The sequence below is a fragment of the Streptomyces sp. NPDC059917 genome, from assembly GCF_042730635.1.
In the GTDB taxonomy this organism is placed as follows: domain Bacteria; phylum Actinomycetota; class Actinomycetes; order Streptomycetales; family Streptomycetaceae; genus Streptomyces.
In genome coordinates this window covers 1-16,144 of sequence record NZ_JBHWLC010000062.1, presented here as the reverse complement: position 1 = coordinate 16,144, position 16,144 = coordinate 1, and the positions used below count along the sequence as shown (strand labels likewise).

Below are 16,144 nucleotides of genomic sequence, written 5' to 3'. Positions count from 1 at the left end.
GCTCCCCCCGTCTCCGGTGTTCTGCGCTGCGAACAAGAAGAACTCTAGCCTGCGACCCGCCGGAAAGTGAAATCCGGGCCGGAGGGTCGTCGGGACACCCTCAGACGTCGTCGCCGAGCACCGGTTCCGGCAGCGTGCCGGCGTTGTGCTCCAGCAGCCGCCAGCCCCGCGCGCCCTCACCGAGCACGGACCAGCAGCAGTTGGAGAGCCCGCCGAGGCCCTCCCAGTAGTGCGACTCCAGGCCGAGCAGTCGGCCGATGGTGGTGCGGATGGTTCCGCCGTGGCTGACCACGACCAGCGTGCCGCCCTCGGAGAGCCGGTCCACGTGCCGCAGGACCACCGGAGCCGAACGGTCGGCGACCTCGGTCTCCAGCTCGCCACCGCCCCGTCGGACGGGCTCGCCGCGCTTCCACGCCGCGTACTGCTCGCCGTACTTCCCGAGGATCTCCTCGTGGGTCAGGCCCTGCCATTCGCCCGCGTACGTCTCGCGCAGCGCTTCGTCGTGCTCGACGGACAGGCCCGTGACCGCGGCCAGCTCGGCGGCGGTCGCGGCGGCCCGCTTGAGGTCGGAGGCGACGATGGCCTCCGGCTTCAGCGAGGCGAGCAGCCGGGCGGCGCGGCGCGCCTGCGCCACCCCCGCCTCGGTCAGCTCGATGTCCGTGGAGCCCTGGAAGCGGCGCTCCAGGTTCCAGGCGGTCTGGCCGTGACGCCACAGGACGATCTTGCGGCCCGCGCTCTTCTCGCTGCCGCCGCTGCCACTGCCACTGCCGGTGCTGGCGCCCGCGCCAGTGTCGATCGTGCTCAGAACAGATCACCGTCCAGTTCGTCGTCGCCCTGCTCGGCACGGAGCGCGGCGTGCTCCTCGGCCTTGCCCTTGGTGAGCTTGGCGTCCTCGGGCAGGTCGATCTCGGGGCAGTCCTTCCACAGGCGCTCCAGCGCGTAGAAGACGCGCTCCTCGCTGTGCTGGACGTGGACGACGATGTCGATGTAGTCGAGCAGGATCCAGCGGGCGTCGCGGTCGCCCTCGCGGCGCACCGGCTTGGCGCCCAGCTCCTTCTGGAGCTTCTCCTCGATCTCGTCGACGATCGACTTGACCTGGCGGTCGTTGGGCGCCGAAGCGAGGAGGAAGGCGTCGGTGATCGACAGCACATCGCTGACGTCGTACGCGATGATGTCGTGCGCGAGCCGGTCGGCCGCGGCCTGGGCGGCGGCGGTGATGAGCTCGATGGAGCGGTCCGTGGCGGTCACTGGCCATGCTTTCGGGTCGGCGGGCAGATCCTTACAAGGGTCTCATGTACCGCCGACACCGCCCGCGCCAAAGCCGTGGCGCGGGCGGAAATGCTGGTCACAGGGGGTGCCCCCGTGGTGATCAAGGACGCTCAGGGCGCCTTGTAGTCCTTGCCCAGGGTGACGACGACGTCCGCGTTCACCGCGTTCTCGCCCTTCTTGACCACCGTTTCCGGCAGTCCCAGCGTCTTGGCCACGTCGATCGCCTTCGCCCGCTGGGCGTCGTCCTGGTAGGTGATCTGCGAGGTGCTCTGGGTCGCCGCGGCCTTCCCGCCGTCCACGAAGCCGTAGCCGCCGTTGAGCAGCGCGGCCTTGGCCGCGAGCTGGGTCTTCTCGGTGCCGGTGGCGTCCCGCAGGCCCACCCGCAGGGCCGCGCCGGGCTTCGGGGCCGTCAGGGTGCCGCCGAGTACCTCCTTGATGACCTTCTTGTTGGCTTCCTCGGTCAGGGCCCCGTCGGCCTTCACCGGGAGCACGTCGGTGCGGTAGGCGCCGATCTTGGCGTGCTCGGCGAGCTTGGACAGCGAGCTGCCGAGCGCCTTCTCGTTCAGCGAGGGGTCCAGGATCTGGGCGAGCGTCTCGACCGTGACGGTGGCCGCCGCGGGGTCACTGGGCATCTTGCGCAGCACGCCGTAGAGGACCTTGCCGAAGCGCTCCAGCTGCTTGGCCTCCGGTTCGCCCTGGGCCTGGTAGGTGGCGTAGGCGACGGCCATGGGGCCGCTCAGGCTCTGCTTCTGGCCCTGGGCGACGGCGGGGGTCTTGGCCTTGTCGTCGGCGGGGACGGCCACGTCGGTGTCCACCTCGATGCCGCTGACCAGCTCGACGAGCCGTTCCAGGAACGGGGTGTCGAGGCGCCAGGTGCCGCCGATGCGAGTGCCGAGCATGGTGTCGAGGGCCTCGCGGGTGCCGCCGAGACCGTCCTCCTCCACGGACTTGGACAGGGCCGTGGAGGTGCCGTCCTCCTTGGGCACGGTGAGGGTGTTGGGGAGCAGGACGGTGGCGCCCTGTTTGGTGGTGACGTTGTCGACGAGCAGGGCCGTGGAGGTGCCGCCCCGCTTGGTGTTGTGCAGGTGGACGACGATCATGTCGCGCTTCTGCGGCCCGGTGGCGTCGGCGGAAGCGCCCTTCGCCTTCCGCGGCCCGTCGAGGAAGGGCAGCTTGTCCGCGTACCAGAGGTAGCCGAGGCCGCCGACGACGAACAGGGCGAGTACGACGATCAGCGCGACCACCCGGTTCTTGCCCCGGCGGCGGGCCTCCTCGCGGCGCTCGGTCCGGCTCTCGGTGAACTTGAGCCAGTCGATGACGTCCTCGGACTCCTCGTCCGGCTGGTCGATGAAGGCGAACTGCGCCGTGTGGTAGCCGTCGGCGTCGACCTCGGCCCGCCGCGGCTCGGGCACCTGCGCGGACACCGGCGCGGCCGCCGGCTCGGGGGCCGGCGGCTGCTCCGGGGAGCCCTGCTGCGGGATCCACTGCTGGGTCTGCTGCGCCTGGGGCTGCTGTTGTTGCTGCGCTTGCTGCTGTTGTTGCTGCTGTTGCTGCGGGTAGTAGTACTGCTGCTGTTGCTGTTGCTGGTCGTAGCCCTGGTAGTCGTACTGCTGGACCGGCTGCTGGTACTGCTGCTGGTCGTACGCGGGCTGCTGAGCGGGCACCGGGCCGTACACCGGCTGCCCGTACGCGTCGTAGCCGAGGAGCTGTTGCTCCTGGGCTGCGTAAGGATCGGCCCGGTCGTACGGCTCCTGTCGGTCGTTCACCGCGGGGCCCCTCTCTGCGGAAGCGGAAGCTCAGGCTCCCCGGTACAGCTCACGCTTGTCGATATAGCGCACGACACCGTCCGGCACCAAGTACCAGACAGGATCGCCCTGGACCACCCTCGCACGGCAGTCCGTGGACGAGATGGCCAGCGCGGGGACCTCGACCAGCGACACCCCGCCCTTGGGCAGGCCGTCGTCGGTGAGCACGTGCCCCGGACGGGTCACGCCGATGAAGTGGGCGAGGGCGAACAGCTCCTCGGCATCGCGCCAGGTGAGGATCTGCGCCAGGGCGTCGGCGCCCGTGATGAAGAACAGGTCCGCGTCGTCATTGCGCGAGCGCAGGTCCCGCAGGGTGTCGATGGTGTAGGTCGGGCCGCCGCGGTCGATGTCGATGCGGCTCACCGAGAACTGCGGGTTCGACGCCGTGGCGATGACCGTCATCAGATACCGGTCCTCGGCCGCCGAGACCGCCCCGTGCGACTTCTGCCACGGTTCACCCGTCGGTACGAAGATCACCTCGTCGAGGTGGAAAAGGGCGGCCACTTCGCTGGCGGCCACCAGGTGTCCGTGGTGGATCGGGTCGAATGTCCCGCCCATCACGCCGAGCCGGCGCTTGACCGGGCCGGTAGGCATTTCCTGCTCTCCCATGAGCGCAGAGCCTACTGGCCCGGTGCCGCGACCATGACCCGGGTTCGAGCACGTGAGCGACGGGCCCGCGGGGGCCGTGCGCGGACTAGCGGTCGCGGTTCAGGCGGGTGGTCACCCAGAGCATGAGCAGCAGCAGGACGAAGGCGCCGCCACCGGTCAGGTAGGGGTTGAGGCTTTCGTGGTTGCCCGCGTGCTCACCGGCGCCCTCGGAGGCGAGGAGGACCAGGTCGTGGGCGGTGGACTGGAGGCTCATCAGGCTGGTTACCTATCGAGTCGGGGAGCGGGCGGAGACTTCCCTCACATCGTATGCGGGGGCCCGGGGCACGCTCACGCCGACTCAGGCGTTGGAGAGGATGGACGCACGGTGCGGCAGGTGGATCGAGGGGGAGCGCGATGACGGACGGCACGGCATTCGAGAAGGCACCGGCCCGGGACCGCAGGAGGTTCCCCGGCATCTCGTCACGGACGTACGAGCACCCGGCGGACCGTTCGGCCCTCGTGGCCCTGCGCAAGCTGAGCGGCTTCGACACCGTCTTCAAGGCCCTCAGCGGGCTGCTTCCGGAGCGGAGCCTGCGGCTGCTGTTCCTGTCCGACTCGGTGCGGGTGGGCGAGACCCAGTTCCCGCACCTGCACGCGATGTTGCTGGACGCCTGTTACATCCTGGACCTGGAGAAGGTCCCGCAGATGTACGTCCAGCAGGACCCGAAGCCCAATGCCATGTGCATCGGGCTGGACGAGCCGATCATCGTGGTCACCACGGCCCTGGTGGAGCTGCTGGACGAGGAGGAGATGCGGGCGGTCGTCGGCCACGAGGTGGGCCACGCGCTGTCGGGGCACTCCGTGTACCGCACGATCCTGCTGTTCCTGACGAACCTGGCGCTGAAGGTGGCGTGGATCCCGCTGGGCAATGTCGCGATCATGGCGATCGTCACGGCGCTGCGGGAGTGGTTCCGCAAGTCCGAGCTGTCGGCGGACCGGGCCGGCCTGCTGGTCGGACAGGACGTCCAGGCCTCGATGCGCGGTCTCATGAAGATCGCGGGTGGCAACCACCTGCACGAGATGAACGTGGACGCCTTCCTCGCCCAGGCCGAGGAGTACGACGCCAGCGGCGACCTGCGCGACTCGGTCCTGAAGATCCTCAACGTGCTGCCGCGGACGCACCCCTTCACCACCGTGCGGGCCGCGGAGCTGAAGAAGTGGGCCGAGAGCCGCGACTTCCAGCGGATCATGGCCGGTCACTACCCGCGCCGCGAGGAGGACCAGGACACCTCGGTGACCGACTCCTTCCGCCAGTCCGCCGCGCACTACGCCGATGCGGTGCGCACCAGCAAGGACCCGCTGATGAAGCTCGTCGGCGACATCGCGGGCGGCGCGGGCGACCTCGGCGGCAAGCTGCGCGACAAGTTCACCGGCGGCGCGGCCCCGAGCGCCCCGGGCTCTTCGGGCGCCCCGGGCTCCTCCGACGAACCGACCGCCGACGGCAAGGGCGGCGCTACGGAAGCGGGCTGACCGGAGCCACCGGATCGACCGTGGCGGGCTCCGGCGCGGGTCCCGGGTCGGCCGGGGCCGGCGCGGGGGCGTCCGTCGGCGGCGGGGCCAGCACCCCGCACAGGCCGGAGGTCCGGCGCGGGCGGCCACTGGCATAGGGGTCGGTCGCGGCCGGGCCCACCGTGGTCGCGGCCGCCCCGGCGAGCAGCGGCCGGAAGCCCGTGGCCGGGTCGACCGCGCAGTCCTGCGGCCCGGCGCTCACGTAGGCCGACAGCAGCTCCACCCGGTGGGCCACCAGGTCCTCGCGGTCGAAGCGCATGCGCAGCTCGCGGCGGACGGTGAAGAGCGAGGCGTTGTCGAGCCCGGGTCCGGCGACGGCCCCGCGGACGGTGTAGACGAAGGTGTGGTCGGAGGTCACCTCCAGGACGTCAGGAGCGACCTCCTCGAAGCCCAGCGTGCCGCTCACGCGCACGCGGGAGTCGGCCAGTACGGCGGTGCCCGCGTCGAAGCGGACGAGCCAGCCGGTGGCCGCGTGCTGCCCGTCCCCGGTGGGATTGGTCATGCTGCGGTCGAACTGGGCCAACAGGTCCGGGTCCAGCAGCACCCGCACCGGCCGGGAGGCGGTGCCGCCGAGCACGTCCGGGTCGAGCGAGGACTGGACGAGGTAGTCCTTGGCGGTGGCCACCGCGGTCAGCACCTGGGCCTCGCTGAAGTGCTGGGTGCGGCGCACCGCGGGCAGGGTGATGCCGGCCGCTCCCACCCGGTACTCGGCGGCCGGGCTCTTCGCGTACAGGTCGGCCGGCTTGCCGCCGGGCACGGTGGTGGTGGGGGCCAGCGGGACGACCGTGGCGGTGAGCGGCTGCGCGCGTCCCGGGGGCGGGGGCACGTAGGGATTGCTCAGGCCCAGGTAGACGGCGACCCCGAAGGCCATGGCGATCAGCAGCACGAGCAGCAGCCCCTGGCGGGCGGCCCGGCCCGGTGCGCCGTTGACCGGCCGGGGCGCACCGGAGGACCACATGGAGCGGCTGCGCACGGCCCTGGCGTGCTCGCCCATGCGCTCTTCCGCGGAGAACTCCTGGAGCCGGGCAGCCCGGACGAAGTCCTCGTCGAACACCACCGCCCGGTACTCGTCCGGCCGGAATTCGTCCTCGCCCCCGCCGATGCCCTCGGGGGTGCCGTCGGGTGGATCTCCTGGCACGGCCATTGCTTCTCCCCGCTGTCCCCGCTTCAGAGAAGCCCCCTACCCGCAAGCGCGCCGGATTCCGGCACGCGCGTGAGAGGGGTCGTACTTTCAGGGTTGGCGAACGACGGGGCGCGTAAACTCGCCGGACCCCGTGACTTCCGCCAATGGGGTGCTGGCGGGTGCCGGAGCGGGGCGCGGGGCCGGGTCGGGGTCGCCCGCGGCGCCGCGGTAGACGGCGCTGAAGGCGAGCGTGACCATGCCGACGCCCATCACGACGGCGAGCACCCAGGCGACGGGCCGCAGCCACCGGGAGCGGCCGCGGTAGGGGCGCAGGGAGCCTCCGTAGGCTCCGTACGGGCCGTAGCCGTACCCGTAGCCGTAGTCGCGCCCGGACGCGTCGAGGCCGTAGCCGTCGGGTCCGTAGCCGTACGGATGGCCCTCGTGGCCCTCGAAGGAGTCGTCGTCGGTGGCCCAGCCGCCCGCGACGGCGGCGGCGCGGGCCTCCGCGTCGGCGCGGGCGCGGTCGGCCGCCCGCTGGCGCTCCAGGGCGCTCGGTTCATGGATCTCGGCGTTCCGGACGAAGTCCTCGTCGAACACCACGGAGGCGAAGTCGTACTCCGCGCCTCCGCGGTCGTCGTCGGGCTCCCCGTCGTCCGGGAACGGTTTGCCCCCCACGTCGTCCGGCACATCGCCAGCCTAGACCTGGGGGGCGGCTTTGGGCAGGGCATCTGCCGAATTCCGGCCACGCGGGGTACGGCGGTCGACTACCGAACGTGACCGTCGCCGGTGACGATGTACTTGGTCGACGTCAGCTCCGGGAGCCCCATCGGGCCCCGGGCGTGGAGCTTCTGGGTGGAGATCCCGATCTCCGCGCCGAAGCCGAACTGACCACCGTCCGTGAACCTGGTGGAGGCGTTCACGGCGACCGTGGTCGAGTCGACCAGCTGGGTGAAACGGCGTGCGGCGGCCTGCGAGGTGGTGACGATGGCCTCGGTGTGACCGGAGGTCCAGCGCCGGATGTGGGCGACGGCGTCGTCCAGGGAGTCCACCACCCCGGCGGCGATGTCGTAGGACAGGTACTCGGCGGCCCAGTCCTCGTCGGTGGCGGCCAGCGCGGTCACCTTGGACTCCTCGGCGTACGAGAGCACCTCGGCGTCGCCGTGCACGGTCACCCCGGCGTCCGCGAGGGCGTCCAGCGCCAGCGGGAGGAAGGCGTGGGCGATGTCGCGGTGGACCAGCAGGGTCTCGGCGGAGTTGCAGACGGAGGGCCGCTGCGCCTTGGAGTTGACGAGGATGTTCACCGCCATGGCCAGGTCGGCCTGCGCGTCGACGTAGACGTGGCAGTTGCCGGTGCCGGTCTCGATGACGGGAACGATGGACTCCTCGACGACCGTCTTGATGAGGGAGGCACCGCCGCGCGGGATGAGGACGTCGACGAGGCCGCGGGCGCGCATCAGCTCGCGGACGGAGTCGCGGCTCTCGCCGGGCACCAGCTGGACCGCGTCGGCGGGCAGCCCCGCGCTCTCGACCGCGTCCCGGAGGATGGCGACGAGGGCGGTGTTGGAGGCGTAGGCGGAGGAGCTGCCGCGCAGGAGCACCGCGTTGCCGGACTTCAGGCAGAGGGCGGCGGCGTCGACGGTGACGTTGGGGCGGGCCTCGTAGATGATGCCGACGACGCCGAGCGGGACGCGGACCTGGCGCAGGTCGATGCCGTTGGGGAGGGTCGAGCCGCGGACGACCTCGCCGACCGGGTCGGGCAGTGCCGCGACGTCCCGGACGTCGGCGGCGATGGCGTGGATCCGCTCCGCCGTGAGGGTGAGGCGGTCGATGACGGTCTCGCTGGTGCCGGTGGCGGCGGCCTTGGCGGTGTCCACGGCGTTGGCCTCGATGATCTCGGCCGTACGGGCCTCCAGCGCGTCCGCGATCGCCAGCAGCGCGGTGTCCTTGGCGGACCGCGGGAGGGGGGCGAGGGTGGCGGCGGCCGTCTTCGCGCGGGTGGCGGTGGCGGTGACGGATTCGGCTGCGTCGTTCTGCGAGGTCATGCGTGCAGGGTAGTACCCCGGGGGTGGGGGGTTGCCGGGGTTCCACCCCGCGAGACGGTCGCTCCGCGGGGGTGCCGGTGGGGGCCGCCGGGCCGCTGCGCGGGGCCGCTCCCCTACCCGCCCCTTCCCGAAACCGGGCTCCGCCCGGACCCGCGCCTCAAACGCCGGCGGGGCTGGTTCTGGCCCGGCGCTTGAGGGCCCGCCGGAGGCCCCACGAGCCGCGCCTCAAACGCCGGCGGGGCTGGTTGTGGTCCGGGGTCAGTACGGGTGGACGCCGACCGGGTGGGCCGGTGGGGGGCCGTAGCCTTCGGCCACGCGTTGGTGGTAGGTCGCGCGGTCGATGACCTCCAGGCCGACGATCTCCCAGGCCGGGAGCCTCGCGGAGGAGCGGTGTTCGCCCCACAGCCGGAGGGCGACGGCGGCCGCGTCGTGCAGGTCGCGGGCCTCTTCCCAGTACCGGATCTCCGCGTGGTCGTCGGCGTACCGGCTGGTCAGCAGGAAGGGGTGGTCGTGGGCCAGCTGTTCCAGCCCGCGCCGGACCTCGGACAGCGGGACCGGTTTGCCGGAGACGCTCAGGGTGATGTGCCACAGCCGGGAGTCGTCCCGCTCGTCACCGCGACCGGAACCCGCTCCGTCGCAGTCTCCCGAGCCGACGCTGGTCAGCGCTCGTCTCACCAGCCGCCTCCTGTCTGCGCGCTCCTCGTGTCCGCCCCTCACAGTTGACCAGTCCCCGACCGACCGCGCGGCGGTTTTGCCCAACATCGGCCCTGCGGGCTCAGTCCTGGAGCAGTACCAGGTCGTCCCTGTGTACGACCTCGCGCTCGTACTCCGGTCCCAGCTCGCGCGCCAGTTCCTTCGTGGAGCGGCCCAGCAGCAGCGGCAGCTCCTTCGCGTCGAAGTTCACCAGCCCGCGGGCGAAGGCGCGCCCCCGCGCGTCCCGCAGCTCGACGGGGTCCCCCGCGATGAAGTCGCCGCCGACCGACGCGATGCCCGCGGGCAGCAGCGAGCTGCCGCGTTCGGTCACCGCGCGGACCGCTCCGTCGTCCAGGATCAGGTGGCCCTGGGGGGCGGAGGCGTGCTGGAGCCACAGGAGCCGGTCGGTGGAGCGGCGGCCCGTGGCGTGGAAGTGGGTGCCGGTCGCGCCGCCCGCGAGGGCGTCGGCGGCCTGGCTGGCGGAGGTCAGGACCACCGGGATGCCGGCGGCGGCGGCGATCCGGGCGGCCTCGACCTTGGTGACCATGCCGCCCGTGCCCACGCCCGCCTTGCCCGCGCTGCCGATGGTGACGTGGGCGATGTCCTCGGGGCCGCGCACCTGGTCGATGCGGGTGGTGCCGGGGAGGGCGGGGTCGCCGTCGTAGAGCCCGTCGACGTCGGAGAGGAGGATCAGGAGGTCGGCGCGGACCAGGTGCGCGACGAGGGCGGCCAGCCGGTCGTTGTCGCCGAAGCGGATCTCGTCGGTGGCGACGGTGTCGTTCTCGTTGACGACGGGCAGGGCGCCCATCGCGAGCAGCTGGTCCAGGGTGCGGTAGGCGTTGCGGTAGTGCGCGCGGCGGCTGGTGTCGTCGGTGGTCAGCAGCACCTGGCCGACGCGCACGCCGTAGCGCGCGAAGGAGGCGGTGTAGCGGGCGACGAGCAGGCCCTGGCCGACGCTGGCGGCGGCCTGCTGGCGGGCCAGGTCCTTGGGGCGGCGGCGCAGGCCGAGCGGGGAGAGGCCGGCGGCGATGGCGCCGCTGGAGACCAGCACGATCTCCTTCTCGCCGCCGCTGCGGGCCTTGGCCAGTACGTCGACCAGGGCGTCGACCCGGTCGGCGTCCAGTCCGCCCGCCGCGGTGGTGAGCGAGGAGGAGCCGACCTTGACGACGATCCTGCGGGCGTCGGCCACGCCCTGCCTTGCCGCTGACACGCTTGTCCCCTTGCCCCTCGCCCGATGTGCGCGCCTCAATCTACGGGGTGGCCTCCCGGCCGTGCCCGCGGGTTTCAGACCGTGGACGCGGAGGAGGTCGAGGAGCGCTGCGGCTCGGACCCGGCGGGGTCGGCGGCCCGGGCCTCGTCCGTTCCGGGGATCAGGATGCGCTTGGAGATCACGTAGGTGAAGGGGATCGCGATGACGGCGGCGACCAGCGGCGCGATCTTCTCGTTCATGCCCGCCCAGTCCACCAGGAGGAGCAGGCCGACCGACTGGATCACGTAGTTGGTGATGTTCGTCAGGGGGAAGAGCAGGAACTTCTTCCAGGTGGGCCTGGTCCGGTAGGTGAAGTAGGTGTTCATGAAGAACGAGCCGACCATCGCCAGCACGAAGGCCAGCGTGTAGGCGGCGAAGTACGGCATGTGCGGGTGCAGCAGCAGGTACAGCACGAAGAAGGTGCCGGTGTTCACCCCGCCGACGAGGCCGAAGCGGAGTATCTGGCCGAGCTGGCTCTTCATCGGGTGTCCTGCTCCGTGGCGGTCGCGGCCGGGGTCGCGGCAGCGGTGGCCGTAGCGGTGGTGCCCGCCGTCTGCGGCGTGGGCATGGGCGTGGGCGTGAGGGACGAGCGGGGCGGCTCGACGGTGACGCCGTGCGATTCCTTGACCAGGAAGTGCGGGCGGCGCTTGGTCTCGTAGTAGATGCGCCCGATGTACTCGCCGATCAGGCCCAGCATGATCATCTGGACGCCGCCGATGCCGACGATGAGGGCGACGATCGTGACGTAACCGGGCGAATCGATACCGTCCGTCAACGCCATGGCGATGATCCACAGGGCGTACACGACGGTGAGCGCGACCAGGGACACGCCGGCCCAGATGCCGATCCGCAGCGGCCGGTTGTTGAAGGAGATCAGGCCGTCCATGCCGTAGTTCAGCAGGGACCCGAGCTTCCACTTCGTCTCCCCCGCCTCGCGCTGCGCGTTGCGGTAGTCGAAGTGGACGGTGTCGAAGCCGATCCAGGAGAAGAGGCCCTTGGAGAAGCGGTTGTACTCGGGCAGCGAGAGCAGCGCGTCCACGGCCGGGCGGGACAGCAGCCGGAAGTCGCCCACCCCGTCGGCCAGCTCCACGTCCACCCAGCGGTTGATCCCGCGGTAGTAGAGCCGGCTCAGGGCGCTGCGCAGCTTCTTGTCGCCCTCGCGGGTGCGCCGGGCGATGATCTGGTCGTGGCCCTGCCGGTAGTAGTCGAGCATGGTCGCGATCAGGTCCGGCGGGTGCTGGAGGTCCGCGTCCATGATCACGACGGCGTCGCCGGTGGTCTCGCGCAGGCCGGCGAGCATGCCGGCCTCCTTGCCGAAGTTGCGGCTGAAGGAGACGTACCGGGTCTGGTCGCCGTACTCGGCGGCGATCTTGCGGAGCTTTTCCAGCGTGCCGTCGCGGCTGCCGTCGTCGACGTAGCAGACCTCGTAGTCGACGGGGAGGGCGTCGAGGACCCTGCGGATCTCGGTGTCGAAGCTGTCGATGACCGCTTCTTCGTTGTAGCAGGGGACTACTACGGACAGCTTCGTCATGAACACTTCCTGCTGGGTCCGAACGGGTGATTGTCGGCGGCCCGACCCGACGCTCACCTCTTCCTTAGAAGTATGCACGCCGCCGGGCGGCCTGCCTGAGGTGAGTGCGGTACACGGTAGCTTTGAACTGGTGGGGGTCCCTCCGGACGGAGTCCGGGGGCGGAAGGAACAACAAGATCGAGGTGCACGTGCCTGACGTCTCCGTGGTCGTCATCGTCTACAACGACGCAGAGCGTCTGCCGACAGCGGTGCGGTCGGTTCTGGACCAGACTCTGGCCGGAGTCGAAGTCGTGATCGTCGACGACTGCAGCAAGGACCGGTCCTACGCGATCGCCCAGGAGCTGGAAGCGGCCCATCCGGGCCGGGTCCGCGCCTTCCGGCTGCCCGAGAACAGCGGCGGCTGCGGCGCACCGCGCAACCACGGCATCCAGCAGGCGACCGGCACCTACGTCATGTTCCTGGACAGCGACGACGTCCTGGAGCGCAACGCCTGCCGCAACATGCTCGACGCCGCCGAGCGGACCGGTTCCGACCTGGTCGCCGGCATGTGCGTCCGGGTCCACCTGGACAACCGGTTCGGCAAGACGACCGAGTGGTACCCCTGGATCTACTCCCGCACGCGGACGCTGGAGTCGATCACCGAGTACCCGGACCTGCTGGTCTACGACACCCTCTCGACGAACAAGTGCTACCGCCGCGCGTTCCTGCTGGAGCAGGGGCTGGAGTTCCCGGTCGGGATCCACTACGAGGACCTGCTCTTCTCGGCCCAGGCCTACGTCGCGGCCAGCCGGATCACGCTGATCCCCAACCAGGTCTACTTCTGGAACGTGGTCGAGAAGGCCACCGACAAGTCGATCAGCAACCGGCGCCACGAGATCGCGAACTTCGTCCACCGGATGGAGATCCACCGCCGGGTCGACGAGCTGCTCGCCGGCAAGGGCCACGACCAGATCAAGTCCGCCAAGGACGCCAAGTTCCTCAAGCACGACCTCGTGCTGCACCTGCGCGACCTGCGGCTGCTGGACGACGACTACCGCCAGGAGTTCGCCCGCCTGGCCAACGGCTACCTGGCGGGCATCGACCCGGCCGCCTACGAGCACGTCACCGCGCTCCAGGCGATCTGCGCGTACCTGCTCGGCCAGGAGGACTGGGACAACCTGCTCTCGGCCGCCGACTCCATGACCAACAAGGGGCGCCTGTCCTCCCCGCTGGCGGAGCGCGACGGGCGCGTCTACTGGTGCGCCGAGCACCTCGACGACGCCGAGGCCCGCCGGATACTGGACGTCACCGACCAGGGCTTCCACACCACCGCGCTGACCTCGCTGGCCCTGGGCAACCGGCTCACCTCCTACGAGGACGACGGCCGCGGCACGGTCACCGTGTCGGGCGCCGTCGTGAACCCGCTCGGCCGGATCCGGCCCGACGCGGAGCTGAGCGCCGAGCTGGAGTTCCGCGCCCGGCGGCAGATCGGGGTGCGTTCCTTCCGCTTCCCGGTGGCAACCGTGCGCCACGCCGGTGACACGATCGAGTGGACCGCGACGGCCGACATCGGCTCGACCGTGCGCCCGCTCGGCATCATCGACGCCGTCTGGGACGTCCGGCTCAAGTTGAAGGCAGGCGGCGACCGCCTCTCCACCCGGGTCTCGGTCGGCGACGTCGACCTGGAATCGGCGACCAAGCTGCGCGTGCGCCCCCGGCTGACCCGGCTGGTCTCCGACCGCTTCGAGCCGGAGATCACCAAGAAGGGCAACCTCTCCTACGTCCTGACCGCGGAGGGCGCCGCCGCCGTCCGCACCCAGAACCTGATCAACAACGCCATGCACGGCAAGGCGGCCGGAGTGGTCAAGCGCGGCCTGCGCAAGGCCCTGCGGGCCCGCCGGAACATCGGTTCCGGCGAGCAGAAGGTGAAGCTCTACCACGAGGTCTTCTCGAAGCTGCCGATCAAGAAGGGCACGGTCGTCTTCGAGAGCCACATGGGCAAGCAGTACAGCGACAGCCCCAAGGCGATCTACGAGGAGATGGTCCGCCAGGGCGTCGCCTTCGACGCGGTGTGGTCCTACGCGGGCGCCCGCCCCACCGGCTTCCCCAAGGAGGCCACCCTGGTCAAGCGCTGGAGCTGGCCCTACCTGCGGGCCCTGGCCCAGGCCGAGTACTGGATCGACAACCAGGGCTTCCCGCTCGCGCTCGCCAAGCGCCCCGGGACGACCTACATCCAGACCTGGCACGGCTCCGCCCTCAAGCGCATGGGCTTCCACGAGCCGCGCACCAAGGCGCAGGGACGCGCGGGGCAGGCCAAGTTCCAGAAGGCCGTGGACCGCTTCGACCACTTCCTGATCCGCTCCGAGCACGACGCCCGCACCCTCGCCAAGGGCTTCCGGCTGCGCGACGAGGTCCTGCTGCGCACCGGCTACCCCCGCAACGACGCCCTGGTCGCGGCGCACCGCGCCGAGGCGGACAGCGGAGAGCGGGTGCGCGGTCCGCTCGCCGCGGAACTGGGCATCGCCCCGGGCACGAAGGTGCTGCTGTACGCGCCGACCTTCCGGGCGAACGCGGACGGCGCGGTGGAGGGCTTCGCCTTCCCCTTCGACGTCGAGGAGTTCGCGGAGCGGCTCGGCGACCGCTTCACGCTGCTGGTGCGCACGCACTACCTCAACAGCGTCTCCCTGCCGCCGTCGGTGGCGGGCCGGGTGATCGACGTGTCCCGCAGGCACGACATCACCCCGCTGCTGGAGCTCGCCGACGGGCTGATCACGGACTACTCGTCCGTGATGTTCGACTACGCCGTCCTCGACCGGCCGATGGTGTTCTTCGCCTACGACTACGAGAAGTACACGACGGACATCCGCGGCACGTACTTCGACCTCAAGGAGAAGGCCCCGGGCCCGGTCGTGGCCACGGCGGACGAACTCCTGCAGGCGCTGGGCGCCTTCGAGGAGGCGGACGCCAAGTACGCCGAGTCCCGCGCCCGTTTCCTCGCCGAGTTCGGCGAGTACGACCGCGGGGACGCGGCCCGTCAGATCGTCGAGAAGTTCTTCACCAGGGGTGGCAAGTGAGCGAGCAGAGCGTCGAGTCACCGCCGACCGACGGACGGGACGTCTTCATCGTCTCCAACAGCGTGGACGAGCTGGGCGGGGTGACCACCTGGTCGCACCAGATGGCCCGGCTCCTGACCGACCGCGGCCACCGGGTGCACGTCATCGGCATCGCCCCCGTGGCCGAGGAGATCCGCCAGGAGTTCCCGGCGGACCTGCCGTACGCCACGACCACCCTGTACGACGCCCACCCGCCCGCGGCCCGTCGGCTGCACGGCATCAAGGGGCGCCTCAACGCCCCCGAGCGGCGCCGCCAGGCGGTCCGCCGGGCCGGGATGCGGGCCAAGGCCGAGCAGCTGAGCGGGCTGTTCCGGGCGGCCCGCCCCGGCGCGGTCGTGATCGTCACCCAGGTCTGGGCGATGGAGTGGGTGGGCCTCAGCGACACCAAGGGGCTCAGCCTCATCGGGATGAGCCACGAGTCCTACGAGGCCAGCCACAAGTCCACCCGCGCGGCCCGGGTCCGGCGCCACTACCGGGACGTGGACCGCCTGCTGGTGCTGACCCCCGAGGACGCGGACCTCTGGATCCGCTCCGGCATGCAGAACGTCTCCAGCATGCCGAACCCGCTGCCCTTCATGCCGGACTCCCCCGCCCCGCGCACCGCGAAGGTCGTCGCCTGCGTGGGTCGCCTCGCCGACGAGAAGGGCGTCGACCTGCTCCTCGACGCCTGGGCCGACGCCGTCCCGCAGCATCCCGACTGGACCCTTCGGATCTACGGCGCGGGCGTCGACGCGGACATGCTGCGCGAGCGCTGCACCTCGCTCGGCCTGGACGATTCGGTCGAGTGGATGGGCAGCACGAACGACGTGCTGGGCGCCCTGCGCGGGGCTTCGGTGTTCGCCCAGGCCTCCCGGGCCGAGGGCTTCCCGATCACCCTGCTGGAGGCGATGGCGGCGGGCGTGCCCTGCGCGGCCTTCGACTGCGCGCCGGGCGTGCGGGCCATCGTCACCCACGGGGAGGACGGGCTGCTCGCGCGGCTCGGCAACACCATGGAACTGGCCGGCCACCTGCGGCTGTTGATGGCGGACAAGGAGCTGCGCGACCGGATGGGCGACGCCGCCTTCCGGAGCGTGCGCCGCTACTCCAGCGCCGAGATCACCGACCGGTGGGAGAAGCTGTTCGCGTTCCTGGAACGCTGACCGGTCCGCCGTACGAAGGAGCCGCCCGCCCCGGTGCCTGTCTC

The 16,144-nt window shown here is 71.2% G+C and carries 15 protein-coding genes; 3 read left to right on the top strand and 12 right to left on the bottom strand.

The annotated features are described in order from the left end of the window. Nucleotides 1-100: 100 nt before the first annotated feature. The 5 genes from ACFWAR_RS29295 to ACFWAR_RS29275 all read right to left on the bottom strand — a co-directional run bounded on the left by ACFWAR_RS29295 (nucleotide 101) and on the right by ACFWAR_RS29275 (nucleotide 3,936). A complete protein-coding gene (locus tag ACFWAR_RS29295) occupies nucleotides 101-721 on the bottom strand; it encodes a histidine phosphatase family protein (protein WP_354380337.1) in 621 nt (206 codons plus the stop codon). Between the two features lie 80 nt (nucleotides 722-801). Next, a complete protein-coding gene (gene rsfS, locus ACFWAR_RS29290) occupies nucleotides 802-1,248 on the bottom strand; it encodes a ribosome silencing factor (protein ID WP_354380219.1) in 447 nt (148 codons plus the stop codon). Nucleotides 1,249-1,379: 131 nt separating this feature from the next. Next, entirely contained in the window at nucleotides 1,380-3,035 is a 1,656-nt protein-coding gene (locus ACFWAR_RS29285; RefSeq protein ID WP_385783369.1) for an LCP family protein, read from the bottom strand. 30 nt (nucleotides 3,036-3,065) lie between these two features. Further along, nucleotides 3,066-3,683 (bottom strand): nicotinate-nucleotide adenylyltransferase, encoded by a 618-nt coding sequence (gene nadD, locus ACFWAR_RS29280; protein ID WP_330330354.1) that lies wholly within the window; start codon nucleotides 3,681-3,683, stop codon nucleotides 3,066-3,068. A gap of 85 nt (nucleotides 3,684-3,768) precedes the next feature. After that, entirely contained in the window at nucleotides 3,769-3,936 is a 168-nt protein-coding gene (locus tag ACFWAR_RS29275; RefSeq protein ID WP_354380222.1) for a hypothetical protein, read from the bottom strand. Nucleotides 3,937-4,076: 140 nt separating this feature from the next. Between ACFWAR_RS29275 and ACFWAR_RS29270 the strand changes: the two genes are divergently transcribed. Next, nucleotides 4,077-5,192 (top strand): M48 family metallopeptidase, encoded by a 1,116-nt coding sequence (locus ACFWAR_RS29270; RefSeq protein ID WP_385783365.1) that lies wholly within the window; start codon nucleotides 4,077-4,079, stop codon nucleotides 5,190-5,192. Here the strand turns inward: ACFWAR_RS29270 and ACFWAR_RS29265 are convergent. The 7 genes from ACFWAR_RS29265 to ACFWAR_RS29235 all read right to left on the bottom strand — a co-directional run bounded on the left by ACFWAR_RS29265 (nucleotide 5,176) and on the right by ACFWAR_RS29235 (nucleotide 11,869). After that, nucleotides 5,176-6,375: a hypothetical protein gene (locus ACFWAR_RS29265; RefSeq protein ID WP_385783363.1), complete on the bottom strand. Its 1,200-nt coding sequence runs from the start codon at nucleotides 6,373-6,375 to the stop codon at nucleotides 5,176-5,178. The genes ACFWAR_RS29270 and ACFWAR_RS29265 overlap by 17 nt on opposite strands. An 87-nt stretch (nucleotides 6,376-6,462) precedes the next feature. Further along, nucleotides 6,463-7,041, bottom strand: coding sequence for a hypothetical protein (locus ACFWAR_RS29260; RefSeq protein WP_385783360.1), 579 nt, complete (start codon nucleotides 7,039-7,041; stop codon nucleotides 6,463-6,465). A 77-nt stretch (nucleotides 7,042-7,118) separates the two neighbouring features. Further along, nucleotides 7,119-8,396 carry a glutamate-5-semialdehyde dehydrogenase gene (locus tag ACFWAR_RS29255; protein ID WP_385783358.1) on the bottom strand — a complete coding sequence of 426 codons (1,278 nt, stop codon included), beginning with the start codon at nucleotides 8,394-8,396 and terminating at the stop codon, nucleotides 7,119-7,121. Between the two features lie 258 nt (nucleotides 8,397-8,654). Then, complete coding sequence (locus ACFWAR_RS29250) at nucleotides 8,655-9,071, bottom strand: hypothetical protein (protein ID WP_385783355.1); 417 nt, start codon at nucleotides 9,069-9,071, stop codon at nucleotides 8,655-8,657. Nucleotides 9,072-9,171: 100 nt separating this feature from the next. Beyond that, nucleotides 9,172-10,299, bottom strand: coding sequence for a glutamate 5-kinase (gene proB, locus ACFWAR_RS29245; protein ID WP_385783352.1), 1,128 nt, complete (start codon nucleotides 10,297-10,299; stop codon nucleotides 9,172-9,174). A gap of 74 nt (nucleotides 10,300-10,373) precedes the next feature. Further along, the gene (locus ACFWAR_RS29240; protein WP_385783349.1) at nucleotides 10,374-10,820 is read right to left on the bottom strand and encodes a GtrA family protein; all 447 of its coding nucleotides are present in this window, start codon (nucleotides 10,818-10,820) and stop codon (nucleotides 10,374-10,376) included. Further along, nucleotides 10,817-11,869 carry a glycosyltransferase family 2 protein gene (locus tag ACFWAR_RS29235; protein WP_385783346.1) on the bottom strand — a complete coding sequence of 351 codons (1,053 nt, stop codon included), beginning with the start codon at nucleotides 11,867-11,869 and terminating at the stop codon, nucleotides 10,817-10,819. Before ACFWAR_RS29235 ends, ACFWAR_RS29240 begins: the two co-directional genes overlap by 4 nt. Nucleotides 11,870-12,051: 182 nt before the next feature. Between ACFWAR_RS29235 and ACFWAR_RS29230 the strand changes: the two genes are divergently transcribed. Next, entirely contained in the window at nucleotides 12,052-14,922 is a 2,871-nt protein-coding gene (locus tag ACFWAR_RS29230) for a CDP-glycerol glycerophosphotransferase family protein (protein ID WP_385783343.1), read from the top strand. Continuing rightward, nucleotides 14,919-16,100 (top strand): glycosyltransferase, encoded by a 1,182-nt coding sequence (locus tag ACFWAR_RS29225; RefSeq protein ID WP_385783340.1) that lies wholly within the window; start codon nucleotides 14,919-14,921, stop codon nucleotides 16,098-16,100. The genes ACFWAR_RS29230 and ACFWAR_RS29225 overlap by 4 nt, the downstream gene beginning before the upstream one ends. The last annotated feature ends 44 nt before the right edge of the window (nucleotides 16,101-16,144 follow it).